This is a genomic window from Aeromonas sp. SG16, assembly GCF_024436135.1.
Lineage (GTDB): Bacteria > Pseudomonadota > Gammaproteobacteria > Enterobacterales > Aeromonadaceae > Aeromonas > Aeromonas jandaei.
Genome location: NZ_JANFNW010000001.1, coordinates 352,006 through 375,509 on the forward strand (window position 1 = coordinate 352,006; position 23,504 = coordinate 375,509).

Annotated in this window: 16 protein-coding genes, 3 tRNA genes and 1 pseudogene; 10 read left to right on the forward strand and 10 right to left on the reverse strand. The window is 59.4% G+C overall.

Annotated elements, in window-relative coordinates; translation table 11 throughout:
• Positions 1–48: 48 nt before the first annotated feature.
• The 10 genes from NOM67_RS01685 to NOM67_RS01730 all read right to left on the reverse strand — a co-directional run bounded on the left by NOM67_RS01685 (position 49) and on the right by NOM67_RS01730 (position 10,243).
• Positions 49–1,260, reverse strand: a complete 1,212-nt coding sequence (locus NOM67_RS01685) for a Bcr/CflA family multidrug efflux MFS transporter (protein ID WP_255933331.1) — start codon at positions 1,258–1,260, stop codon at positions 49–51.
• 70 nt (positions 1,261–1,330) lie between these two features.
• On the reverse strand, positions 1,331–2,596 hold the full coding sequence (locus NOM67_RS01690) for a hypothetical protein (protein ID WP_255935097.1): 1,266 nt from the start codon (positions 2,594–2,596) through the stop codon (positions 1,331–1,333).
• A 200-nt stretch (positions 2,597–2,796) separates the two neighbouring features.
• Positions 2,797–3,357 (reverse strand): hypothetical protein, encoded by a 561-nt coding sequence (locus NOM67_RS01695; RefSeq protein WP_127006612.1) that lies wholly within the window; start codon positions 3,355–3,357, stop codon positions 2,797–2,799.
• A gap of 34 nt (positions 3,358–3,391) precedes the next feature.
• Positions 3,392–4,816 carry an NAD(P)/FAD-dependent oxidoreductase gene (locus NOM67_RS01700; protein ID WP_255933337.1) on the reverse strand — a complete coding sequence of 475 codons (1,425 nt, stop codon included), beginning with the start codon at positions 4,814–4,816 and terminating at the stop codon, positions 3,392–3,394.
• Positions 4,817–4,918: 102 nt separating this feature from the next.
• A complete protein-coding gene (locus NOM67_RS01705; protein ID WP_156851990.1) occupies positions 4,919–5,758 on the reverse strand; it encodes an FTR1 family protein in 840 nt (279 codons plus the stop codon).
• Positions 5,758–8,748: a YncE family protein gene (locus NOM67_RS01710; protein ID WP_198037912.1), complete on the reverse strand. Its 2,991-nt coding sequence runs from the start codon at positions 8,746–8,748 to the stop codon at positions 5,758–5,760. Before NOM67_RS01710 ends, NOM67_RS01705 begins: the two co-directional genes overlap by 1 nt.
• 4 nt (positions 8,749–8,752) lie before the next feature.
• Positions 8,753–9,202 carry a hypothetical protein gene (locus NOM67_RS01715; RefSeq protein ID WP_156851989.1) on the reverse strand — a complete coding sequence of 150 codons (450 nt, stop codon included), beginning with the start codon at positions 9,200–9,202 and terminating at the stop codon, positions 8,753–8,755.
• A gap of 127 nt (positions 9,203–9,329) precedes the next feature.
• Positions 9,330–9,815 (reverse strand): YqhA family protein, encoded by a 486-nt coding sequence (locus tag NOM67_RS01720; RefSeq protein ID WP_033115154.1) that lies wholly within the window; start codon positions 9,813–9,815, stop codon positions 9,330–9,332.
• A gap of 274 nt (positions 9,816–10,089) precedes the next feature.
• Positions 10,090–10,165: transfer RNA gene (locus tag NOM67_RS01725), tRNA-Asn, on the reverse strand.
• A 2-nt stretch (positions 10,166–10,167) separates the two neighbouring features.
• A tRNA-Asn gene (locus NOM67_RS01730) sits at positions 10,168–10,243 on the reverse strand.
• A gap of 485 nt (positions 10,244–10,728) precedes the next feature.
• On the opposite strand from NOM67_RS01730, the gene dauA reads away from it, so the two are divergent.
• From dauA to tssG, 10 genes and pseudogenes are all read left to right on the forward strand, one after another.
• Positions 10,729–12,465: a C4-dicarboxylic acid transporter DauA gene (gene dauA, locus NOM67_RS01735; protein WP_255933342.1), complete on the forward strand. Its 1,737-nt coding sequence runs from the start codon at positions 10,729–10,731 to the stop codon at positions 12,463–12,465.
• Between the two features lie 183 nt (positions 12,466–12,648).
• A tRNA-Ser gene (locus NOM67_RS01740) sits at positions 12,649–12,736 on the forward strand.
• Positions 12,737–13,327: 591 nt separating this feature from the next.
• Positions 13,328–13,846, forward strand: coding sequence for a type VI secretion system effector Hcp1 (gene hcp1 / locus NOM67_RS01745; protein ID WP_010634242.1), 519 nt, complete (start codon positions 13,328–13,330; stop codon positions 13,844–13,846).
• Between the two features lie 333 nt (positions 13,847–14,179).
• Positions 14,180–16,120 (forward strand): annotated as a pseudogene (locus NOM67_RS01750) (type VI secretion system tip protein VgrG); the annotation flags it as partial.
• A 126-nt stretch (positions 16,121–16,246) separates the two neighbouring features.
• The gene (locus NOM67_RS01755; RefSeq protein ID WP_041210863.1) at positions 16,247–17,620 is read left to right on the forward strand and encodes a tetratricopeptide repeat protein; all 1,374 of its coding nucleotides are present in this window, start codon (positions 16,247–16,249) and stop codon (positions 17,618–17,620) included.
• A 690-nt stretch (positions 17,621–18,310) separates the two neighbouring features.
• Positions 18,311–18,814, forward strand: a complete 504-nt coding sequence (gene tssB / locus NOM67_RS01760; RefSeq protein WP_033114640.1) for a type VI secretion system contractile sheath small subunit — start codon at positions 18,311–18,313, stop codon at positions 18,812–18,814.
• 38 nt (positions 18,815–18,852) lie between these two features.
• Positions 18,853–20,334, forward strand: a complete 1,482-nt coding sequence (gene tssC, locus NOM67_RS01765; protein WP_033114641.1) for a type VI secretion system contractile sheath large subunit — start codon at positions 18,853–18,855, stop codon at positions 20,332–20,334.
• Between the two features lie 6 nt (positions 20,335–20,340).
• Positions 20,341–20,772: a type VI secretion system baseplate subunit TssE gene (gene tssE / locus NOM67_RS01770; protein ID WP_041210862.1), complete on the forward strand. Its 432-nt coding sequence runs from the start codon at positions 20,341–20,343 to the stop codon at positions 20,770–20,772.
• Positions 20,773–20,775: 3 nt separating this feature from the next.
• A complete protein-coding gene (tssF, locus tag NOM67_RS01775; RefSeq protein ID WP_255933401.1) occupies positions 20,776–22,542 on the forward strand; it encodes a type VI secretion system baseplate subunit TssF in 1,767 nt (588 codons plus the stop codon).
• Entirely contained in the window at positions 22,506–23,504 is a 999-nt protein-coding gene (tssG, locus tag NOM67_RS01780; RefSeq protein WP_033114704.1) for a type VI secretion system baseplate subunit TssG, read from the forward strand. Before tssF ends, tssG begins: the two co-directional genes overlap by 37 nt.

The window sequence follows — 23,504 nt, forward strand, 5'->3', positions numbered from 1 at the left end:
CCCCTGTCGCAAGAGAGGGGGCGCTCTTTTTTATATCCAGCAGAGGGATCAGTGTGCCTTGTGGCCGGTGAGCAGCCAGTAGCTGAGGGCTGAACCGACCCCGCAGCAGGCGATGGCGATGGCCATGGGCAGCGGCGAGTGGGGCGGATTGAGGTTGACCAGAATGCCGACCAGGGCGCCGATGCCAAAGCGCAGGGTGCCCGCCAGTGCCGATGCGGTGCCCGCAGATTGCGGGAAGTGGCCCATCAGGCCGGTCATGGCGTTGGCGCCCACCAGACTGATATGGCCGACAAACAGTACCACCGGAATGACGATGCCCCACAGACCGCCGGTCTGGCTCCAGGCGTTGTAGACCAGCAGGGCGCCCGCGCAGGGCAGCACCAGCAGGCCGTATTGCAGCATCCGCTCGGCACCCACCCCTTTCACCAGTCGGCTATTGACGAAGGTGACCACCATCATCAGCAGGATATTGAGGCCAAACAGCCAGCCGTAGTGCTCGGTCGGCACCTTGAAATACTCGATATAGACGTAAGGGGAGCCGCTTAAGAAGGCGAACATGCCGGAGCTGGAGAGGGAGCCGCACAGCACATAGCCCATGGCGCCGCGATGGGAGAGCACCCCCCAGTAGTTCTTGAGGATCTGGCCGATCTTGAGCGGCTGACGGTGCTCCGGTTTCAGGGTCTCCTGAATTTTCCACTGCATCACCAGACAGATCAGCAGGCTGATCCCCACCAGCAGCCAGAAGATCACCCGCCAGTCGGCGTGGGCACTGATATAGCCCCCCACCACAGGGGCCACCAGCGGCGCCAGGGTCATCACCAGAATGACGAATGACATGGCGCGGGAAAACGCATCCTTCTCGAACAGATCGCGCAGCAGGGCATTGACCACCACAGAGCCGGCCGCGCCGCCCGCCGCCTGCAACATCCGATAGGCCAGCAATTCAGGCAGGGAGTCCGCCATGGCACAGCCCACCGAGGCGATGGCAAACATCACCAGCCCCGCCAGGATCACCGGCTTGCGGCCATAGCTGTCGGCCAGCGGGCCGTAGAAGAGCTGGCCGATGGCAAAGCCGCCCAAAAAGGCGCTGATGGTGAGCTGGGCACCGTCGATGCTGGTGGCCAGATCCCGGGCGATGGCCGGAATGGCCGGCAGATACATATCCACCGCCAGCGGGGTCAGACCCGCCAGGGCACCCAGCAGGATAAACAGGAAACGGGGGGAGAGGGCGGCAGCCTGAGCTGTTGGCGATTGGGGCATAGGGTGTCCAGTTGATGCGAAACGTCGGGTTGAAAAGCGCGAAAAAAGCAGTCTATCAGTTTTGTCGCGGCTATGGATCCGGTATGGCGAGCCAGAGTCCGGGCTCGGCGGCAAAGCGTGGGGCAAACCAGTGCTGGCGCACCGCAGTGGGCATTTCGCTCGCGGCGATGGGGCGGCGACTGAGGCGGCAGGCTCCCTGAGAGAGCGCCAGCGCCGCATCCCCCTTGTACCAGCCATCGGTGACGGCCAAGGCTGTGGTTTCCCGCAGCAGTCTCACTCCCCACTGGGTCACCAGCGCCGGGCACGCTGTTTCTGCCAGTTTTGCCGCCTGCACCATGGCGGGCGGACGGGGCAGGGTAAAGGTCACGCCGAGCAGCAGCAATCCGGCCACCGCGACCGGCCACTCGCCACGGCGCGGCAGCCAGCCTGCCAGCAGCACGAGGCCGAGCAGGGTGATAGGGGCCAGATGGCGGGGATTGTCCGGGTTCTGGCCAAACAGGGTCCAGAGCAGCAGGGCGAGCCAGTAGAGTGTCCAGAGTGGGGAGAGGGCGGCAGGGTGGTTTTTTGCTCTTTGCCAAAGCGGCAGTACCAGCAGCGCCCCAACAGCCAAGGGCCAAAGCGGGGTGAGCTGATCGTTGAAGGTGCGCGCCCAGCTCAGCAGCCGATCGCCATGGGCTGCTGCCGTGTTGCCCCACAGGGTAAAGTGGCCGTCGGTAAAGCGGCGCCCCTCGCTGAAGTAGGCCCAGCCATCGGCCTGCCAGACAAACAGCAGGCTGATAAGCCCCACCAGCACGATGGGGAGCACAAATCTGATGCGTGTTCCCTTTTGTGCCATCCCCAGCCAAAGCGGCAGTAACGCCAGCACAAAATAGGAGGGACGCAGCGCCAGCATAAGGCCCAGCAGCATACCCGCCAGTGCAATTCTGCGCTGCTGCAAGGCCAGCAGCGTCCCGAGCCAGGCGGCGAGCGCGGACCCGTCAGAAAGGCCGGAGAGCGCCAGCGTCGGGGTGAGCGGCAGGGCCAGCACCAGCAGCCAGACTGGGGCGAGCAGGCTTGGCCGTTGCCACAATCTCACCGCCAGCAAGGCGGCGAACGGCGCCAGCAAACTGCTACCGAGCAGACTTGCCCACTGCACCGCACGGGCGGGATCGTCCACCAGCAGATTGATGAGCCGCGCCAGCCAGATAAAGGCGGGGTAGCCCGGAAAGTGGGGGGAGAACTCCAGCACGCTAAAGCGCGTCACCCCGTGGGCAAAATTGAGGGCATCGTCGGAATCGAGGGCCACCGGGAAGGCCAGCAGCCAGCCGAGCCAGGCCAGTTGCAGCAGAATGAGCAGCCAAATGGTGGTGGAGCAGGGGGAAGGCCAACGCCGGGCCGTTACCTTACCCCTCATCCCCAGCCCTTCTCCCGCCAGGGGAGAAGGGGGCAAGCCGGCGTCCGGGTGCATTTATCGGCAGGCCGTGCGTAGGGTGGGTAGAGCGCAGCGAAACCCACCGTTTGTCACAGCGAGGTGGCGCAATGATTGGCAGGTTGCCATCAAAGCGGCGCCAGCACTGCCATCAGCGCTTTTTCCGCTGCGGCAAAGGCGGCGGCGTCGGCGGGCTTGGCACCTACCCCGAATACCCCCGGGTTGCCGATGGCATCCAGCACCTTGGCCAGCGCCAGCTCGGCGGCCTTGCGATCCCCTTCATTGAGTGATGGGAGGATCAAGTCGAGGAAGCGCTTGCTCTTGACCACCAGCACCTTGGCGGTCTGGTAGTCGCCAAGATTCTGGTTGGCCCCTTCGAGGCGGCGCTCGATCTCCGCCTTGTAGGCACGATTGAGCAGGGCGGCGGTGGCTGCGGCATCTTGGGCCTTGATGGCGGCGGCCAGCGGCCCTTGCAGCTCCACCTTGTGGTGCTGTTCCAGATAGCTCAGCTCATCGGCAATCTCGCTCAAGGTGGTGCTGGCATCCTTGCCGTCAGTGGCGGCGCCCAGCAGCGCTTCGCGGGCGTCGATCAGTGGCTCCTTGCCGGCGGCGGCGTAGGAGTAAGCCTGCGCCTGCCCGCTCAGGGCCAGCAGCAGGGTGAGGGCGAGTAAACCCGGGCGGATGGTCATCCTGTTCTCCTTACTTATGCCAATGGCGCGGCACTCAGGCCACGCTCTGGGTTTCAATCACGGTATTTTCGTTGCGATGGTTAAAGATGGCATGACGTCTGTCCACCCCGTCGATCACCATGTCGGCAGCCATCATGCCCATCTCCATGGCAGTGTCGGTGAAGATGTAGCGGAATGTCCCCTGACGGCCGGTCATGATGAGGTTTGTGATGGGCATCAGCGCCTTGATCGCTTCGTTGCGACGGGCCTGATATCCCAAATCCATCAGCGGATAGGCGTACTCGCTGCGGGCCTCGAAGGTCTCATCGCCAAGCTTGGTGGTATCGACACCGAGGCTCGCGAGATCGGCGGTAACCCGACCGCGCAGATCAGAGAGCGGCGCCTGCCAGGTGGCATCCCCCGGATTGCAGGGGATCTCCAGCATCACCGAGGTCTGGCCCTGAGGCGCCATAAAGGGGCTGCGGCGGCGCGGCTCCTGCAGACGGGTGGCCAGAATATGGGGGTCGGAGAGGTACTGCCAGGTGTTGTCCGACAGGTTCTCCTGCTTGAGCGGCATATTGACGAAGCGAAGCGACCGGTAGTGCAGATCGCACGGCAAGCCAAGATGCTGGCAGGTGAGCGGCAGCGGCAGGGTGGAGATCACCTGATCAAAGCGTTCGCTCAGCTCAACGTCATCTTGTTTCCAATAAACCCGTTCGATACGGCCATCAGCCTGCTCAAGGCGGGTGATGGTAGCGCCAGTTTTCAGCTCCACCCCTTCGGCTACCAGCCGCTCCCCCAGAGTGGTGAAGATCTGGCCGAAGCCATATTTGGGGTAGCGGTATTTGCGGGCATAGGTGCGCACCGAGATACTGCCGTTGCGTCTTGGCAACAGGCGGCGCGCCACGTCTTTGAGATCGATGAGGCTGATGCGCTGACCGGCCCAGTCGGCGGAGAGCTTGTCCGGATTTATGCCCCACAGCTTGCCGGTGTAGCCCTCGAAGAACTGGCGATAGAGGGTGCGGCCAAAGTGACTCTGGATCCACTCGGCAAAGCTCGCCTTGGCAAAATCATCCGGCTTCTTGCTAAAGGGCAACAGCAGCAAATCTTTTACCGCTCCGGCCATCAGGGCCAGCGGCGCTGTTTTTAGCAGGTTGGGCAGGTTCAGGGGGTAGTCATAGGTGCGCCCGCCAAAGCGGATCACGCTCTTGCGCTCGGCGTGGAGCAGATCGTCCCCCATCAGCTCGTCGATAAAGGCGAGCAGCTCGGGGTTCTTGGTGATAAAGCGGTGGCCGCCGTAGTCAAAGCGATACTCTCCATCGCGCCCCTTGAAGGTCTGGGTGGCGCACATGCCGCCGACCACCGGCTCCTGCTCGAACAGGGTGACTGCAAAACCGGCGCAGCGCAGGCGCCAGGCCGCCATCAAACCGGCGGGGCCGGCACCCAGCACTGCAATGTGTTTCTTGTTGTTATCGCTCATGACGTTTTCCGAAACTGCTTGATAGATAAGGGAACCGCACCAGGGCGCGGCTCCCGAATAGTGTTGTTACCCCGTGGCCTTGTTGCCACAGGGCGTGCGTGCTCAGCCCTTGCTGGATGCGGCGCTCATCTGCGGGCGATAGCTGCGCTGCCAGAGGGTAACGAAGATCGCCAGATAGAGGGCCCAGGTCAGCAGCTGCAAGCCAGCGGGTGAAGCATTGTAGCCAAACAGGGCGCGCAGGAAGGTACCAAATACCCCCTGATCGTCGAGAATGTGGCTGATGTCGAACACCGGCGTGGTCCAGAAGGTGATGATGTCTGCCGCTTGCAACATGTTGACGGCGGACGAGAGCAAGCCTGCGGCGATGATGATGATAAGCAGGCCGGTCCAGCGGAAGAAGGGAGCCAGCGCCACCTTGCGGGTGGAGCGCAGCAGCCCCCACACCAGCGCGATGGCGACCAGCAGCCCCGCCAGCGCGCCCATCAGGCCGGATTGCAGATCCACCCCTTGGCCCGAATAGAGCAGGGCAGAGAAGAAGAGCACGGTTTCAAACCCTTCGCGCATCACCGCCAGGAAGGCGAGCAGCACCAGACCAAACAGGTTGCCGCCATCGATGGCCGCATCGATGCGTGCCGTCATGGCCCCCACCTGGGATTTAGCCTGCTTCTGCATCCAAATCGCCATATAGGTGAGCACCAAGGTGGCGAAGATGAGGATCCCCGCCATCAAGAGGTGGTTGTAGCGCTCGCTCTCGAACTGGCTCACCACCACCTGGAACAGGAAGGCGATGATAAGAGAAGCGATAAGGCCAAGCCCCACCCCCAGATAGATGAACTTGTTGTAGCGGCTCGCCCCCAGCTTGGCGAGGTAGGAGAGGCAGATGCCGACCAGCAGGAAGGCTTCCAGCCCCTCGCGCAGGGTAATCAGAAAACTTGCAAACATCAGGATTGAGGCTCCGTAGCAGGCGTGACGGGGAGAGGCTGCAGGGTAAGTTGCAACCGATTTAGCTGCACTATGGGTGGCTCCGGCAAGCTGGGCTCGGCGGCGCGCACCGCATCATTGACCCACTTGGGGTAGGTGCGGAAATTGAGTTTGATATCGGCCTTGAAGGGCCCCTGGGCTTCTGCGGGTAGCTGCCAGACTTCATCGCGCCAGCCATCGGCCGGAATGCGGGTATCTTCCAGCAATTTGGCGTAGCTCCAGAACTTGAGCCCCACCGGCTTGCCCTCGGCATCACCGAACACTTTTCTGAACAGCCGCGCATCTTCTGGGACAGCGCCATCCACCGGCTGGCCGCTGGCAAGCACTACCTTGCCACTGGCGTCGGTGACGGTCAGCTCCAGCCAGAGTTCACGAAAATCGGCCACTCCGGTGGGCAGGGCATGGCCCGCGCCGGTATTGGCGACCTGCACCACCAGCTGCTGACTATCGGCAGCCTGTTCGATACGGGCGGAGAGGGTAGCGCTGGAGCGCAAGAGCGCCAGACTCTCCTGTTCAAGGTCGGGGTTGCGCAGCCCCACCAGCTGGTGCTGGGCACCGGTAAAGTTGTGGCGATAGAGCCGCGCTTTCATGGTGCCGTTTTCGGTGGACTGGCCAGCCACCGGCGCGCCGCCGTTGCCCGGCTCCGGGTTCATATGGCAGTCGATGCAGGTGCGCCGTTTGGCAAGATCCTCGGCCTTGGCGAAGCTGGATTTTTCCCACTCGTCCCAGGTGTTGACGATATTGGCGCCGGTGCCCGGGGCAAACTCGTTGTGGCACGACTTGCACAGGGCCGCGTCGCGGTAGAAATCCTTTTGATAGGAGGCTTTGTGGGCCGCCGGACGGGCGTTGATCTGCCGCTCGGCCAGCCAGTGCTGGAGGCTGCCGCCCGAGGCATCCTCGAACACATAGCTCTCGCGGTCTTTCAAATTCACGGTAAAGGCGCTGTTGCCGCCCGCATCTTCTACCTTGGTGATGCGATGACAAAGCACGCAGCCGGTCCCTTCCTCAACCACAGGTTCGCCCGCCTTGTGGGCGGCAATCAGCGAGGCGCCACCCTGCTCGAACATGTGGGAACCCTTGGGCAGATCCAGCTGGCCTGTCATCACCTGCTGGGGCATGTGGCAGCCCTGACACCACTGGCCAAACGCTTCGCCCTCGGTTTCACGAGCCAGCGCCTGCACCACCTTGTAGTAGGGATGGGAGTTGCCCATCAACCGGTGGTTGCTCTCGCTCCAATCCCGGAACGCCTGTTGGTGGCAGTTCTGGCAGGAGGCGGAGTTGAGCCACTCTTTCGGGTGAGTGGTCGGTGCCTTGGCGGGATCCGTGCGCGGGGCATCGAGTCGCAGCCAGTTGGCAAGATAGGGGAGGTTGCCATCGGCGGTGACGAAGGCGTGCAGATCTTCCATCATCGCCTTCACTTCCGGTTGGGGCCTCGCGGGGTCAACCGCCTCGGCCCCATCGCGGGTGTCATGGCCCATACCACCCTGGGTCTGCTGGGTCATGCGCAGGTATTCGCCGACAAAATCCCCCGCCACCATGTTGGTGAGGTTGGCGTGGCCGTTGATGGCGTTGTCACCGCTCTGCTGGCGATGGGCCGCCATCAGATAGCGGTTGGTGAAGTTGAACCCGTCCAGATGGCAGGAGTTGCAGCTCATCCAGTTGTCCCCTGCCATGGGGAAGCGGCTATTAGCCGCAGTGTTGCCAAGGTTGAACAGCCGCTCGCCGCGCTGAAGCTGCTCGGGGCGGGGATCTGTCTCTACCAGCTTGGCGAAGTGGGGCGCATCAACCGTGACCCGGGCAAACGGGCCGCTGCCGCCGCTATTGAGGCGGGTGAGATCCTGCCCCATGGCGTTGTGCACCAGAATATGGTCACCGTCGATCAGCAGGTCCCGCGGATTCTGGCCCGGCAGGTGACGCAAGAGCTGGGTCGCCTTGGCGCCCCCCTGAAACTTCTTGCGGCGGTGGCGGTTGTTGTTGGATTTGCCGCTGCGGGAGAGATCAAACACCAGCAGATCTTCCGAGCCCGCCAGGGTCAGATAGACCCGCTTGCCATCGGCGGCGAAGCGCGCAGCGAACGGGTTGGAGACAATCTGGCTGCGGTTGCCGACGCTTGGCAGGTTGATTTGCAAAAAGAGCTGTTTTCTTTCATCGACCCGCTCTTTCTCCTCATCGAGATCGATGATGGAGACGGCCGGAAAGACGGTGCTCTGAAACTGGAAGGGGTGATCAAAGCTCCACAGTACATGAGGCAGCCAGGCCTCGCTGCCATCGGGGGAGAGGGTGATGCCATCGAGCAGGCGCGGCAGGCCCTGGGAGTCGCTCGGCGTGTCGCTGTGGGTCTCGGACAGGGTAATGAGCTTGGGCTTGGGAAGCGAAGCTCCCTTGGCGCCATGGCCAAGCTTGGCGAGATCATAGATGGCGAGCTGGCCGGTCATGGCGTGGGTGAGCAGCAGGCGATCGTCGTTGGTCAATGCCAGCCCGCGGGGCGTCTCGGCGGTTTCTGCATCCAGCTGGAGGTTGCCCGCGGTGTCGTAGGCCTGCAGGCGAGCGGATTCGAACAGCGTTACCCAGAACCACTGCCGTTTGGCATCGAAGATGACCCCGTAGGGGCGATGGCCGGTTGGGATCGCCTTTTCCAGCTCGAGATCATCATCCAGCAGCAGCAGGCGATCACCGCGGTAGTCGGTGATCAGCAGGGTGCCGTCATCGGCGCGGGCCAGCTGGCGCAGATCGCCCCCCAGCTGCACCTCTTTCAGGCGCTTGCCGCTATCGCGCTCAAGCAGGGTGACCGAGCCAGCGCTCAGGTTGGCGGTGACGAGGTGCGGGTTTTGCCCCTCCTCATAAGCGATCATCCCGGCGCCCATCTGCTGGGCCAACGCAAAGGGGCTGGCCAGCAGCAAGATGAGGGCCAGCAGGGGTGACAAAAATGCAGAGAACGATGACTTCAACATGGGATCAGGATCGCCATTTCAAGATGGTCCAGCGCCAGGCGTGGCGCAGCACCAGAGGAGTGAGCAGCAGTGCGCTCAGCCAGTGGGCCCAGCTGGCGAGGTTGCCCATGGCATCGCCCGGAGTGCCGTGCAGCACCAGCAGCAGGCCGCTGGCCAGACAGACCAGCAGCAGGGCTTCGATAATCCGTCCCGTGGTGCGCAAAAAAGGTTTGTTGCTGCGGTTCAACAAGCTGCGATGGGAGAGCCAGAAGGCGCCAAACAGCAGCGGAAACAGGGTGAGCGAGAGCATCAAATGCAAAAACAGATTCCAGCGCGCCAGCGACCAGAGCGGGGTCAGCGGCTCCCACAGCAGCAGGCCGGAGAAGAACATCAGGTAGAGGGAGCCCTCGGCAGCCTGATGGTGATAGGCCAGCCACTGCCAGAATTGTCGGGGGGCGAGGGAAAGGGTTGTCATAACTGCTCCAACACCCGGGCAATCGGCCCGAGGGGAGCAAGTCTATAACGCAGTAAGGGTAATGAAAAGAGTTATCAATTGTATTGCTGATGAATAAAAGCTGAATCTCGCCAGTGAAGATCCACCTCTATTTGTGTTCGGCCATGCGCTCGGTGATCGCATAAATCAGTGCCGCCATCGAGAAGGCGAGAAACACCACTACAGACCACTTCATCTCCACTTCGTTGGTGATGCCATCTTCGAGGAAGGCTTTGAGCACCTCCACCCCGGCAATGGTGACCAGCGAGTTGATGACGATGAGCTTGAGGGAGGCAAAGTTGATCTTGCTGAGCCAGTTGTTGCCAAGCGCTTCGCGCTGCTCCTGGGTCTGGATGAACTGCACGTAGCCGCACACCGCCACCAGGATCAGCATCTGGGCCACCAGCACAAAGTCCACCAGCGTCAGCACGCCGGTGATGAGGTCCATGTAGGGGATCTCGATGATATTGACGCAGAGCGCATAGAGCTGCATGAAGAACTTGACCATCAGCAGGGCGACGCAGAGCAGGATGCAGACGTAGAAGGGGTACATCATCATCTTGCTGCCATTGAGCATGAGATTGAACTGGCGCATAAAAACTCCAAGATAAGGAAACAGGGTGATTATGACGTGAACTGTATCCGAAGACAGCGCTCTGTGTTGATGACGACTGCTTTTATCTGCTTGGTTCGATAATGACAGGGCAGTGTTGAGGGCAGAGCAGCTGTCATGCTCTTTATAGGGATGTAGAGAGTGTTTCCGAGTTCCGCGCATACAGCCAGGAACAAAGCGGCTCTGCTGATAATTAATGCTAAAACCTGCAAGAGAGATACGAAAAAGCCCAGCCAAAAGGCTGGGCTTTGGAATGTGGCTCCCTCGACAGGACTTGAACCTGTGACATACGGATTAACAGTCCGCCGTTCTACCGACTGAACTACGAGGGAATTGGCTCCTCCTACTGGACTTGAACCAGTGACATACGGATTAACAGTCCGCCGTTCTACCGACTGAACTAAGGAGGAATTGCCTGTCTCGTTGAGACGGGGCGAATATTAATGACCAGAAAGACGGGTGTCAACCCGCGAACCGGACGAAAAACAGATTTTCAGACCGTTTGCCCAAAAGTTGCGCTTTGTGGTTTATTTTCAGCACAATCAGTCCCTTGCCCATAACCGTTGATGCCATTCATCGACATGCTACCTTGGGCTCTGTGGCAATCATGCGGCGAACATGTCGGCAACGTGCAAGGGGGCGAAAAGCCATTGTGGTGGCAAACGTGGTGCCTAAAAGGGTTGTCGAGTCGATAAAGTTCGGGGATTTGGCTGGAAATGAGTCAAATGATGCCGGATTGTGGTATTCATTGATCCTGCCCATCGAAATAGTGGCGCTGCTGGAGTAAGGTTACGCAGGATACCATCGCCGCGTCGACAGCTCTGCCGGCCCTTGATGATGATCGGGCGCCGGATCCCTCCGGCCTTTATCTCCCTCTTCTTGGTATTACGTATACATGCACAAGCAAGCCTCTTTAAATAGCGTGAAGCTCGCCATAGCCTTGCGCCAATCCTGTATTGATGAGCCCTATAGCATGGCCCGTTTTGGCCGTGACCTGATCGCCGGTGTGACGGTGGGCATCATCGCCATTCCACTGGCCATGGCGCTCGCCATTGCCAGTGGTGTTCCTCCGCAGCATGGCCTCTATACCGCCATCATCGCCGGTATCGTTATTGCAGTGACCGGCGGTTCCCGCTACTCCATTTCGGGCCCGACCGCTGCCTTCGTGGTGATCCTCTACCCGGTTGCCCAGCAGTTCGGGGTTGGTGGCCTGTTGATGGCGACTCTCATCTCCGGCCTCTTTCTGGTGGCGATGGGGCTGGCCCGTCTCGGCCGCCTTATTGAATACATCCCCCCCTCAGTAACGCTGGGGTTTACCGGTGGTATTGCCATTGTGATCGCCACCTTGCAGATCAAGGATTTCTTCGGCCTGAGCGTTCCTCATATGCCGGAAACCTATCTGGGCAAGGTCGAAGCACTGGCCAGCGCCATGCCCAGCTGGCAGTGGGGGGATACCCTGGTGGGGGTCGCAACGCTGGCCGTGCTGCTGCTGTGGCCGCGCCTCCGGCTGCCGGTTCCGGGTCATCTGCCTGCCGTGCTGGTGGGGGTTGGTCTGGGCTTTGGTCTGCATCAGTTCGGGATTGATGTGGCCACCATCGGCAGCAAATTCAGCTACACACTGGCAGATGGCACGCAAGGGATGGGGATCCCGCCGATTGCGCCGACCCTGGTGATGCCATGGGCACTGCCCGGGCCGGATGGTGCCCCGGTGACCTGGGATCTTGCTGCTATCGAACGTCTGCTGCCCGCCGCTTTCTCCATGGCGATGCTGGGAGCCATCGAGTCGCTGCTCTGCGCCGTGGTGCTGGACGGCATGACAGGCCGCAAGCACAGCTCCAATGCCGAACTGCTGGGGCAGGGGCTTGGCAACATTTTTGCTCCCTTCTTTGGCGGCATCACCGCGACTGCAGCCATCGCCCGCTCGGCGGCCAACGTGCGTGCCGGCGCGACCTCGCCCCTCTCTGGCGTGATCCATGCGCTGGTGGTACTCGCCGCCATTCTGGTGCTGGCACCCTGGCTCTCCTGGCTGCCACTGTCGGCCATGGCTGCGCTGCTGCTCATCGTCGCCTGGAACATGAGTGAGGCGCACAAGGTGGTTGAACTGATCCGTCGTGCTCCCAAAGCCGACGTGCTGGTGCTGCTGGTCTGCCTGTCGCTGACCGTTATCTTCGACATGGTTATCGCTATCACCTTCGGGGTGATCCTCGCCTCCCTGCTCTTTATGCGCGAGATCGCCAAGATGACCAGGCTGCACAATCTGGCCGAGCACAAACGCTATGCCCACGAAGTGCCGGCCGATGCGCTGGTTTACAAGATCAATGGGCCGCTCTTCTTTGCTGCTGCGGAGCGGGTGTTTGCCGAACTGGCCGCCGAGGTGAAAGGGCACCGCATGCTGGTACTGCAAATGGAGGCTGTCTCGATTCTGGATGCTGGTGGCCTCTCCGCTTTCTTGCAGTTTGGCAAGCAGATGGCCGCGGCCGGTATCGAACTGCGCGTCGCCGAGCTGCAGTTCCAGCCGCTCAAGACGCTGGCGCGCGCCAAGGTTCGCCCGCAACCCGGCAAGCTGGAGTTTTACGGCTCGCTGGAAGAGGCGCTCAAAGGAGAACATTTGCACGAAGCGGCGGTAAATTGAATAAAAGGGATACGAAATGGCATGTTTTTGGTCAGTTGGTTCGGATATTGAGCAAACGAACGCAAAAAGTAAAAAATTGCATTGACCACATGCCCTCGTATCCCGTACATTACGCCCCGTTCCAGCGCAACGGCGCAGCGAACGCGGTGTTGGCTGAACACGTTAAACAACATACCAAAATTTGGTGAGGTGTCCGAGTGGCTGAAGGAGCACGCCTGGAAAGTGTGTATACGGCAACGTATCGAGGGTTCGAATCCCTCCCTCACCGCCAAATTGCAAAGCCCTGACGGAAACGTCAGGGCTTTTTGCTTTTCACTGCGCCTGTGATTGGTTTTTACAGTTCTGCTTTGCTTCATTTTCATGCCTATTCAGTTGTGTGCCGTGTTGGTCATTTCTATCCGCTCAGACCATATGGACTGACATGAGACGCTCCCGTCATTTTTCCCTGTTTATTGTTCTTCCCGCCGACAAGATCTCATACATCTAAATCCTGATAGGGGCGGGCAGTACAGTGGCTCGCTGCGAGTCGCCAGCCTGAGACCGTAGTTGAAATAGCCATAAGGCCCACACTGATGGACATCACATCAAGGGATGACGGATATGCGCTGTATCTGGTGCGGCTTGGTAGATATAAGTTCTGCCGTGGGCAAAATGTTGCCTTGTGTGCAGTTTAAAATCTCTTTCATGCAAGTTTGTGTGGTGTGATCTGTTGTCTGAGCAACTAGTTGCGTTGGTGGAGAGGCGTGTAACGAGAGGGTGGTTATAAGTTATTGTTTTTTATGTGAAAAATAAGTGGCATGGTCGCTGCTAATAGTCTGGTCGAGTGCTATCTCATTTAACCAATCTATTTAGGAGCATACACATGCCAACTCCATGTTATATCAGCATCGAAGGTAAAACCCAGGGCAATATCACCGCCGGTGCCTTCACCTCCGATTCCGTCGGCAACATCTTCGTACAAGGTCACGAAGACGAGATGCTGGTACAAGAGTTCCAGCACGTTGTGACTGTCCCGACCGACCCGCAATCCGGTCAGCCGGCTGGTCAGCGTGTCCACAAGCCGTTCAAGTTCACCGTTGCCCTGAACAAAGCCGTACCTCTGATGTACAACGCGCTGGCTTCCGGTGAAATGCTGCCGAAAGTGACCCTGAAGTGGTACCGCACCTCCGTTGAAGGCAAGCAGGAGCACTTCTTCTCCACCGTGCTGACCGATGCCACCATCGTTGACATCGACTGCCAGATGCCGCACTGCCAGGACCCGGCGAAGTCTGACTTCACCCAGCTTATCCAGGTCTCCATGGCTTACCGCAAAATTGACTGGGAACACACCGTTGCCGGTACTTCCGGTGCGGACGACTGGCGTGCGCCCATCGAGGCCTAATCCTCGTTTTGTTACTTTGGTATTCCTTGCAAGTAGTTATGTGTCTTATGGGCCGGTTGCCAAACCGGCCCTCTTAGCCCGTATTTCTCCGGCCCGCTCAGGTAGCCGGAGCTTTTCTGTTTTGCCATCCCTCTGCCTTGGGGTCGATTGATGCGGGGGGATGGCAAAGCACTAAAGGGTGTCCTGTGATGCAGACCCAATCCGCCCGTAACCCGTGTTCGCCGCTATCTTGGTTGCCTGTTGTGGCACCGGAGAGGGCGGTAGCGTGGTTTGGCGGTTGGGGTCTTGAAGAGGGGCGCAGACATCGCGTGGCCGTGACAAGAGGGGAGAGCCATGGCTAATCAAACCGGATTGCAATTTACCGTCAAGGTGGGGGCGTTGCCCGAGAGCACCTTCGTGGTGGCGAGTTTCCAGCTGGATGAGGGGCTGAACCGGCCGTTCAACCTGCGCCTTGAGCTGGCCAGCAGCCAGCCCGATGTCGACTTTGGCGCCGTGCTGGACCAGCCGTGCGAGCTGATGGTGTGGTACAACGGCGAGCTGCAACGCAGAGTGTGCGGGGTAGTGAGCGAGTTTGCCCAAGGGGACAGCGGCTTTCGCCGTACCCGTTACCGCATTGAGGTGAAACCTGCCCTGTGGCGGCTGGGGCTGCGCCAGAACTCCCGCATCTTCCAGGCGCAGAAGCCCGATGAAATCCTCAGTATCCTGCTGCAAGAGCACGGCATCACCGACTACGCCTTTGCGCTCAAGAATGAACATGCCCAGCGGGAATACTGCGTTCAGTATCGGGAGACCGACCTCGATTTCCTCAACCGCCTCGCAGCCGAAGAGGGCTTGTTCTACTTCCACGAATTTGAAGCAGGCAAACACCGCATTGTGTTTGCCGACGACGCCGCGGCCCTGACTGCCGGCCCCGAGCTCTTCTTCAACCTCGGCAACCGCAGCCTCGAGCAGGGCGCCTATGTCCGCCAGTTCCACTACCGCGAGGCAGTGCGCCCCTCGGATGTGGAGCTCAAGGACTACAGCTTCAAGACGCCAGCCTATGGCCTCTCCCATAAAAAGCAGGGGGCAGAGCTGGAGCATCAGCGCGATACCTACCAGCACTTCGACTACCCGGGCCGTTACAAGCAGGACCCGAGTGGCAAGGCCTTTGCCCTGCACCGGCTCGATGCCCTGCGCAACGATGCGGTGGCGGGTAGCGGCAAATCCAACAGCGCAGCTCTGCTGCCGGGCCAGCACTTTTCATTGACCGAACATCCGAACGGCAGCCTCAACACCGACTGGCAAATCGTCCATATCCGCCACACCGGTGAGCAACCGCAAGCGCTGGAGGAAGAGGGTGGCAGCGGCCCGACCGTCTACCACAACGAATTTGGCGTGGTGAAGGCGAGCACTACCTGGCGGGCCCGCATCGGCAGCCCGGAAGCACCCCACAAACCCATGGTGGATGGCCCGCAAATCGCCATCGTGGTGGGGCCTGATGGGGAAGAGATTTACTGCGACGAACATGGCCGGGTGAAACTGCAATTCCCGTGGGACAGATATGGCAGCTCCAACGACCAGAGCTCCTGCTGGGTGCGAGTGAGCCAAGGCTGGGCCGGTGGCCAGTACGGCATGATGGCCATCCCGCGTATCGGCCACGAGGTCATCGTCTCGTTTCTGGAAGGAGACCCCGACCAGCCTATCGTGACGGGGCGCACCTTCCACGCCACCAACCGGCCACCGTATGAGCTGCCTGCCAACAAGACCCGCACCGTGCTGCGTACCGAAACCCACCAGGGCGAGGGCTTTAACGAGCTGCGTTTTGAAGACCAGGCGGGACAGGAGGAGATTTACCTCCACGGTCAGAAAGACCTGAACGTGCTTATCGAAAACGATACGGCATGGCACATCAAACATGACCAGCACACCGACATCGACAACGAGCGGGTGACCCGCATCAAGGCCAACGACCACCTGACGGTGGAGGGTGAGAAGCGTGACCAGATCAAGGCGGATTACTCGCTGACGGTGGATGCCTCCATGCATCAGAAGCTGGGGCAAAGCTGGCTTGCTCAGACGGGGCAGGAGATGCACGTCAAGGCCGGTGCCAAGGTGGTGCTGGAGGCTGGGTCAGAGATCAGCGTCAAGGTCGGAGGCTGCTTTATCAAGGTCGATGGGGGAGGGGTCACCCTGGTTGGTCCTACCATCAAGATGAACTCGGGCGGTGCTGCCGGCTCTGGCTCCGGGTGTTCGACCCAGGCACCTCTGTTACCCAAAGCCGTCGTGCCGGAACCTCGTTAGAGGTGCTGATGCTGCGCGGCATCCATCTTCTCATTTACGGGTGTTTCGGGTGGTGATGATTTCATATCGTCATTGCCCGGCGCCCTTCGTTCGTTATTTTTACTTATGCAAAAAAGCAAAATGAATAAAAAAAATTTATGGTGCGTGCTGGCGGTCGCTCTGCTCGCCGGTTGTGCCACGACAAACTCGTCTGTGAGTGATGCCGAGCTTGCTAAAGAGGCAAAACAGGGCAATGGCAAGGCGCAGTATGAACTCGCCAAACGGCTGGCGGCACAGCCCGACTATCCGCAAGCCATGCACTGGATGCAGCAGGCGGCAGGTCAGAGTGGCCCTCTGGCTGCCGATAACAAGGTTCGCGGAGCTGCCGCTCTGCAGGTTGGCCACTGGTATCAGCTGGGATTGGGCGAGCCGAAAAGCCCGCAACTGGCAGAACAGTGGTGGCAACGGGCATCCCGACTGGGCAATCGTGAAGCCAGCTATCAGTTGGGTCTTGCCTGTCGCAGCGAACATCAGGGCAAGCTGGCAAGTGACTGTCTCGACTGGTTTGAACGGGCGGCCAGGCAGGATCACGCTGGTGCCCAGTTGATCCTGGGGGAATGGTATGCCAGCCAGCCGGGTGCCGATCAGGATGCCATCGAGTGGTTGGAAAAATCAGCCGAGCAAGGCAACCGCGATGCCCAGTATCAGCTTGCACTGCGTTATCAACACGGAAAGGGGGTGGTCAAACGTCCCGATATTGCCATGCGCTGGTTCGAGAAGGCGGCAGCCCAGCAGCACCCTGATGCTCTCTATGTCCTTGCCACCGAGGCAAGCCCCAGAACGGCATTCGAGGCCTATCAACGCGCCGCCAATGCCGGTTCCGCACCAGCCCAGCTCTGGCTTGGCATGGCCTATCTGGCGGGGGAACAGGTCGCAGCCGATCCGGCACTGGGACGCTACTGGCTGGAGTTGGCGGCAGGTAACGGTGCTCATGAAGCCGAGTACCAGCTTAGCCTGCAGCAGAGCGATGCATCGTCGCGGGAGCACTGGTTGTCGTTGGCGGCGCAAGGGGGGATCAGCAAGGCACAGGTCGAGCTGGCCACTTTGCAGCAAGAGCGGGGGGAGCTGGAGTTGGCTCGTGAGGGGTTCGCGCTGGCCAGCAAACAGGGTGAGCTCGATGCTCAATACGCCTATGGCGAGATGCTGCGTCTCGGTCAGGGGGGTAAGGAGGATTATGGTCTCGCCCTGAAACAGTACCGGCTTGCGGCCAATGCCGGACATCGGGAGGCGCAATATCGGATGGGGATGATGCGGGATCAGGGACTGGGTGCCCCACGCAACAGACTGCATGCTTATGCATGGTATTTGCTGGCTGCCACCGACGGTAACAAGGAGGCAACCCAGGCGAGAAATGAACTGGAAAAGGAGATGACCGAAAAGGAGAAAAGCGCTGGTCAAAAATTGGCGCAGCACTGGTTTGATCGTCTTGCCAAAGGTAAACAACTGGACAGTTGATAAGCAATATGTTGATGGGGGAGTTGGCGTATCCCACTCTTCCTGATAATGGTGTTTATGAATTTAATTATCAGTGAGCAGCCTTGGTGTGCTCTCATTGATTGTCTTAACGCTGATTTCTGCTCATTGATTGTGCGGGATGATGTGAGCAAGATACGCTGATTTTCTTGAAGAGGTGGACGACAGAATGTGTCGCTCACCTCTTTTTTTTTGCCATTTTTTTGAAATTTATGATTGCAAGCCAGGCTATTGCGATGGGTCGTTTTTGGTGATGATTTTTATTTTCTTATCGTAATAAATGCGTGCAATGAACATACAAGCGGTTGAGTATAAGATGTTGATTTTGCTTGTTTATATTTTCATTGCAATTTGTTTTTTTCTTGGCTGTTAGAAATGAATCATTGACTTGACAATATATGGACATATACCATGCGGCGCAAATGGCTCTTAAGCCAAAATGACCTCAAACAAAGAGTTGAGGCGTATCGGGTTGTATAGATAACAAGATGGATATTGTGTTTTTGATTATTAGAGCAATTGCTTGAGATATATCGAAAACGCATCCTTGGTCGATGCTATTGCCACCGAAAATAGCGATGGCACCGTCAACTGTCATTTTTTACAGTTGCCGGATAAAGCGTTGACTATAAGCTTTGTGGCCTTGTTGGCCCTTAACTTGGTATTTAGAGCATGGGAAAAGGAATTGACGGCGCCACTGTTGCGCCCAAAGAGCGTATCAATATCAAATATGTACCGGCAACCGGTGGTCAGCAGGCGGAAATAGAACTTCCGCTGACCATGATGGTGGTCGGTAATATGAAAGGGCGTACCGAAGAAACCCCTATCGAGGAGCGCCAGACCGTCTCCATCGACAAGAATAATTTCTCTTCAGTCATGAAAGAATCCGCGCTGGAACTGAAGTTTTCCGTTCCCAATCGCCTGGAAGAGAACAGCCAGGACGAGATGCCGGTTTCGATCAAGATCCAGTCTCTGGAGGATTTCACCCCGGACAGCGTTGCCCAGCAGGTTCCCGAGCTGCGCAAACTGCTGGAACTGCGTGAAGCACTGGTTGCCCTGAAAGGGCCGCTGGGGAATATCCCTGCCTTCCGCAACCGCCTGCAGGATCTGCTGTCCAGTGATGAAGCCCGTGAGCAGCTGCTCAAGGAGCTGGATTTGATTAAGCCTGCCGAGTGATCGCCGGGTTGGATTGACTGAACGAGAAAGGAAAAAACATGTCTTTGGTCGAAGAACAGGTTCAAGCGGGGGCAGCCGTCGCCTCCTCGTCCTCCCTGCTGGACGAAATCATGGCGCAGGCTCGCATCACGCCGGTGGATGAGGGTTACAGCGTCGCCAAGCAGGGCGTTGCAGCCCTGATCGCCAATATTCTGGATAGCGGTTCAACCGCCGAGCCGGTCAACAAGGCGCTGGTTGACAGCATGATTGTCGAGCTCGACAAGAAGCTGAGCAAGCAGATGGACGTCATCCTGCACGCCAAAGAGCTGCAGGAGATGGAGTCCTCCTGGCGCTCCCTGAAGCTCTTGGTGGATCGCACCGATTTTCGCGAGAACATCAAGATCCAGGTGCTGCACGCCACCAAGGAAGAGCTGCTGGAAGATTTCGAGTTCTCGCCCGAGATCACCCAGTCCGGCCTCTACAAGCATGTCTATTCAACCGGCTACGGTCAGTTCGGCGGTCAGCCGATCGGTGCTGTGATCGGTGACTACGCCTTTACCCACAGCTCCCCTGACATCAAGCTGATGCAGTATGTCAGTGCCGTCGGTGCCATGGCCCACGCCCCCTTCATCTCCTCTGTCGCCCCCGCTTTCTTCGGCGTTGACAGCTTCACCGATCTGCCCTCCATCAAGGATCTGAAATCGGTGTTCGAAGGACCGGCCTACACCAAATGGCGTTCCCTGCGTGAATCGGAAGATTCCCGCTATCTGGGTCTGACTGCGCCGCGTTTCCTGGCCCGTCTGCCCTACGATCCGACCGAGAACCCCATCAAGGGCTTCAACTACAAGGAAGATATCAGCTCGGATCACGACCACTACCTGTGGGGCAACACTGCCTATCTGATGGGTACTTCCCTGACCGACAGCTTCGCCAAGTACCGCTGGTGCCCGAACATCATCGGCCCGCAGAGCGGTGGTGCCATCCACGATCTGCCGGTGCACGTCTATGAGGCGATGGGTCAGCTGCAGGCGAAGATCCCGACCGAGGTGCTCATCACCGACCGTCGCGAGTATGAGCTTTCCGAAGAGGGTTTCATCACCCTGACCATGCGCAAGGACAGCGACAACGCCGCCTTCTTCTCTGCCAACTCGGTACAAAAGCCCAAGGTGTTCCCCAACACCAAAGAGGGCAAAGAGGCGGAGACCAACTACAAGCTGGGTACCCAGCTGCCCTACATGTTCATCATCAACCGTCTGGCGCACTACATCAAAGTGCTGCAGCGCGAGCAGATCGGCTCCTGGAAAGAGCGTCAGGATCTGGAGCGCGAGCTGAACGGCTGGATCAAGCAGTACGTTGCCGATCAGGAGAACCCGCCGGCAGACGTGCGCAGCCGTCGTCCCCTGCGTGCAGCCCAGATCAAGGTGCTGGATGTGGAAGGCGAGCCGGGCTGGTATCAGGTGGCCATGGCCGTGCGCCCGCACTTCAAGTACATGGGGGCGAGCTTCGAGCTCTCTCTGGTAGGTCGACTGGACAAGGAATAATGACCGATGCCGTATCTCTCTTCTTGGGATAGAGGAAATACGGCCAGTCTGTTTGATCGCATCAGGGGGGAGGGGCATGGCTCCTCCCCCCGTTCGGAAGTGGAGGTGCTGGTCGATTCCGTAAAACGGCAACTCGATCAGATCCTCAACACCCGTCCCGGCAACTGCCGCAGCGCGCCCGATCTGGGGGTCATCGATCTCAACGATGCCACCCAGGGGAGCGCCGATATCAAGGGACGGATCCGGGAGGCGATCCGGCAATGCATCCGCCGGTATGAACCGCGGATCGTGCATGTGGATGTACGTTCACCCGACTATCAGTCGAGCCCGCTCGAGATGTCGTTTATGGTGACCGCCCACGTCAGGCTGGAACATATCGATCACGTTACCTCGTTCAACGTCCATATGGACAGTCACCGTCACTACCGCATGGTCTGATCAATGTCGCTGGAACATTACTTCAGGGATGAACTGGCTTTTTTGCGCCTGCAAGGGCGCGAATTTGCCACTGCCTATCCCGAACTCACCCGCTTTCTGTCGGAGCAAAATAGCGATCCGGACGTGGAGCGCCTGCTGGAAGGGTTCGCCTTTCTCACGGGCAACCTGCGCGCCAAGATTGAGGATGAGTTTCCCGAGCTGACCCACGGTCTGCTCAATATGCTCTGGCCCAACTACCTGCGTCCCGTGCCCAGCATGACCATCATGCAGTTCTCGGTCATTCCGGGGGCGATCGCCCAGCCGGCGCTGGTGAGTCAGGGATGCCAGCTCGACAGCCTGCCGCAAGATGGCGTGACCTGCCACTTCCAGACCTGTCACGATGCCTGGGTCTATCCCGCAGACATCCAGCATATCTCGGCGCAAAGCGGCAACGATCTCTCCACCATCTCGCTGGATATCGCCCTGCATGCACCGCTTCCCCTGAGCGAGCTGCAACTCGACAAGCTGCGTCTCTTTCTTGGCGGCGATAGCTACACCGCCTATGAACTCTATTTCTGGCTCTCCAACCAGCTCTCCCATATCGAGCTGGAGGTCAACGGCAAGCGGTTCCGTCAGGAGGCCAAGGCACTGAAACCGGTCGGCTTCGAGCGTGATGATGCGCTGTTGCCCTATCCGAACAATGTCTATTCCGGTTACCGGATCCTGCAGGAGTATTTCTGCTTTCCGGAAAGTTTCCTCTTCTTCGAGCTCTCGGGCGGCGAGTGGCCAAAGCAGCCGTTGCCGGTCAGCGAGTTCAGGATCCATTTCTGCTTTGACCGGCCTCTGCCGGCGGAGCTCAAGATCCGTCCCGACTCTTTCATGCTCAACTGCGTGCCGGCCATCAACCTGTTCCAGCACGACAGCGAGCCGGTCAATCTCAATGGCCGTCAGGCGGAATACCCCCTCAAGGCGAGCTATCGCCATGCCGACAGCTTCGAAATCTTCTCGGTCGACAAGGTCGAGGGGTGGGTCGAGGGCAATCTTGGCCGCTCCCGCGGCACCCCGCGCATCTATCAGCCGTTTGAAAGTTTCCAGCATCAGATTGAGCGGGCCAAACAGCGGCTGGCACTCTACTACCGGGTGCGGGTCAAGGAGTCGGTGAGCGGCGATGGCTTTGAGCACAGCCTCTCGTTTGTGCGCGGTGACGAGACCATCGCCCACGATCTGGATGAATCTATCTCGGTGACGCTCACCTGTACCAACCGCTCCCGCGCTGCCCGCCTCAAGGTTGGCAGCGTCTGTGTGCCGACCGGTAGCTCCCCCTCGTTTGCCACTTTCCGCAATTTGATCCGGCCGACCCGGCCGTTGCGTCCGGCTCTCGATGGCAGCCTGCACTGGACCCTGATTTCCAACCTGTCGCTCAACTATGTCTCTCTGCTGCGGCGCGATGCGCTGGTCCAGGTGCTGCGCACCTACGACTTTCCGGCGCTGCATGACAAGCAGGCGGAACAGGCATCGCGCAAACGGCTGGCGGGGATTGAGGAGATCGAAACCACGCCAGTGGATCGGCTGGTACGCGGCATGCCGGTGCGGGGGCTCAAGTCGGTGCTCTCCATTCGCCAGTCCGCCTTTGGCAGCGAAGGGGAGCTCTATCTCTTCAGTACCGTGCTGGCCCACTTCTTCTCGCTCTATGCCAGCGTCAACGCCTTCCACCTGCTTGAGGTGGTCAATCTCGATAACAAGGAGCGCTATCAATGGCCAGTCCAGATCGGTCAGCACTCCCTGATGTGACCTGCGCAGGGGAGGCGCCGCGCTTCAACTTCTTCCAGCTGGTCGAGCTGCTCAACCGGCTGGAGGGGGCGGATCAGGAGCGTGGTCTCGACCACCTGCCGGGTGACGAGAAGATCCGTTTCAAGGCGACAGCCTCCCTAGGCTTTCCAACCAGCGATGTGCTGCAGTTTGGTCGCGATGAGCGGGGCCGCCACGAGCTTGAGGTCGCGTTTCTCGGCCTGCATGGCAGCCAGTCGCCGATGCCCGGCTACTACCTCGACTCGCTGGCGTGGGAGTACGCCCAGGGGGAGCAGAAGCTCGGCCTCTTTCTCGACTTCTTTCATCACCGTCTGCTGACCCTGCTGCACCGGATCTGGCGCAAGTATCGCTACCACGTCCGTTTTCAGGACAACGGTGAGGATGGCTTCTCCCGCCTGATGTTTGCACTGGTGGGGCTTGGCAACGAGGCAGTCTGCCAGAGCCTGCCGGTCAACCGGGCCAAGATGCTCTCCTATGCGGGCATGCTGGCGAGCCCCAGTCGTTCGCCCGAGGTGGTAGCTGGTCTGGTGGCCCACTGTTTCGATCTGGCAGAGGTAGAGGTGAGTGCCTGGCAGTGGCGCAAGGTGCCGATCCATCCGGATCAGCAAAACCGTCTGGGGGGCGCTTGCGCGACTCTGGGCGGGGATTTTGTCATCGGCGACAAGGTTAATGATTGCGCCGGCAAGTTCTTGTTGAAGATCAACAACCTGAGTTTCAGCCAGTTTCTCGGATTTCTTCCGAACGGGGAGCACTTCCAGTCGCTGGTGACCTTTGTCTCCTTCATCTTGCGCGATCAGCTGGCCTGGGATCTGCGTCTTGGCTTCGGCCAGGAGCAGGCGAAGGGGCTGCGACTCGGTGAAGAGCAGAGCGCCCGTCTGGGGTGGAGTACCTTTCTCGGCCAGCCACCGAGCGAGCCGTTTGTGACCATATGTGTGCAGGAGTGA

Excerpts from the sequence above, each read along its gene's own strand:
- NOM67_RS01685 (WP_255933331.1), bottom strand. The coding sequence starts at position 1,260 with ATGCCCCAATCGCCAACAGCTCAGGCTGCCGCCCTCTCCCCCCGTTTC.
- NOM67_RS01695 (WP_127006612.1), bottom strand. The coding sequence starts at position 3,357 with ATGACCATCCGCCCGGGTTTACTCGCCCTCACCCTGCTGCTGGCCCTG.
- NOM67_RS01700 (WP_255933337.1), bottom strand. The coding sequence starts at position 4,816 with ATGAGCGATAACAACAAGAAACACATTGCAGTGCTGGGTGCCGGCCCC.
- NOM67_RS01705 (WP_156851990.1), bottom strand. The coding sequence starts at position 5,758 with ATGTTTGCAAGTTTTCTGATTACCCTGCGCGAGGGGCTGGAAGCCTTC.
- NOM67_RS01710 (WP_198037912.1), bottom strand. The coding sequence starts at position 8,748 with ATGTTGAAGTCATCGTTCTCTGCATTTTTGTCACCCCTGCTGGCCCTC.
- NOM67_RS01715 (WP_156851989.1), bottom strand. The coding sequence starts at position 9,202 with ATGACAACCCTTTCCCTCGCCCCCCGACAATTCTGGCAGTGGCTGGCC.
- NOM67_RS01720 (WP_033115154.1), bottom strand. The coding sequence starts at position 9,815 with ATGCGCCAGTTCAATCTCATGCTCAATGGCAGCAAGATGATGATGTAC.
- dauA (WP_255933342.1), top strand. The coding sequence starts at position 10,729 with ATGCACAAGCAAGCCTCTTTAAATAGCGTGAAGCTCGCCATAGCCTTG.
- hcp1 (WP_010634242.1), top strand. The coding sequence starts at position 13,328 with ATGCCAACTCCATGTTATATCAGCATCGAAGGTAAAACCCAGGGCAAT.
- NOM67_RS01755 (WP_041210863.1), top strand. The coding sequence starts at position 16,247 with ATGAATAAAAAAAATTTATGGTGCGTGCTGGCGGTCGCTCTGCTCGCC.
- tssB (WP_033114640.1), top strand. The coding sequence starts at position 18,311 with ATGGGAAAAGGAATTGACGGCGCCACTGTTGCGCCCAAAGAGCGTATC.
- tssC (WP_033114641.1), top strand. The coding sequence starts at position 18,853 with ATGTCTTTGGTCGAAGAACAGGTTCAAGCGGGGGCAGCCGTCGCCTCC.
- tssE (WP_041210862.1), top strand. The coding sequence starts at position 20,341 with ATGCCGTATCTCTCTTCTTGGGATAGAGGAAATACGGCCAGTCTGTTT.
- tssF (WP_255933401.1), top strand. The coding sequence starts at position 20,776 with ATGTCGCTGGAACATTACTTCAGGGATGAACTGGCTTTTTTGCGCCTG.
- tssG (WP_033114704.1), top strand. The coding sequence starts at position 22,506 with ATGGCCAGTCCAGATCGGTCAGCACTCCCTGATGTGACCTGCGCAGGG.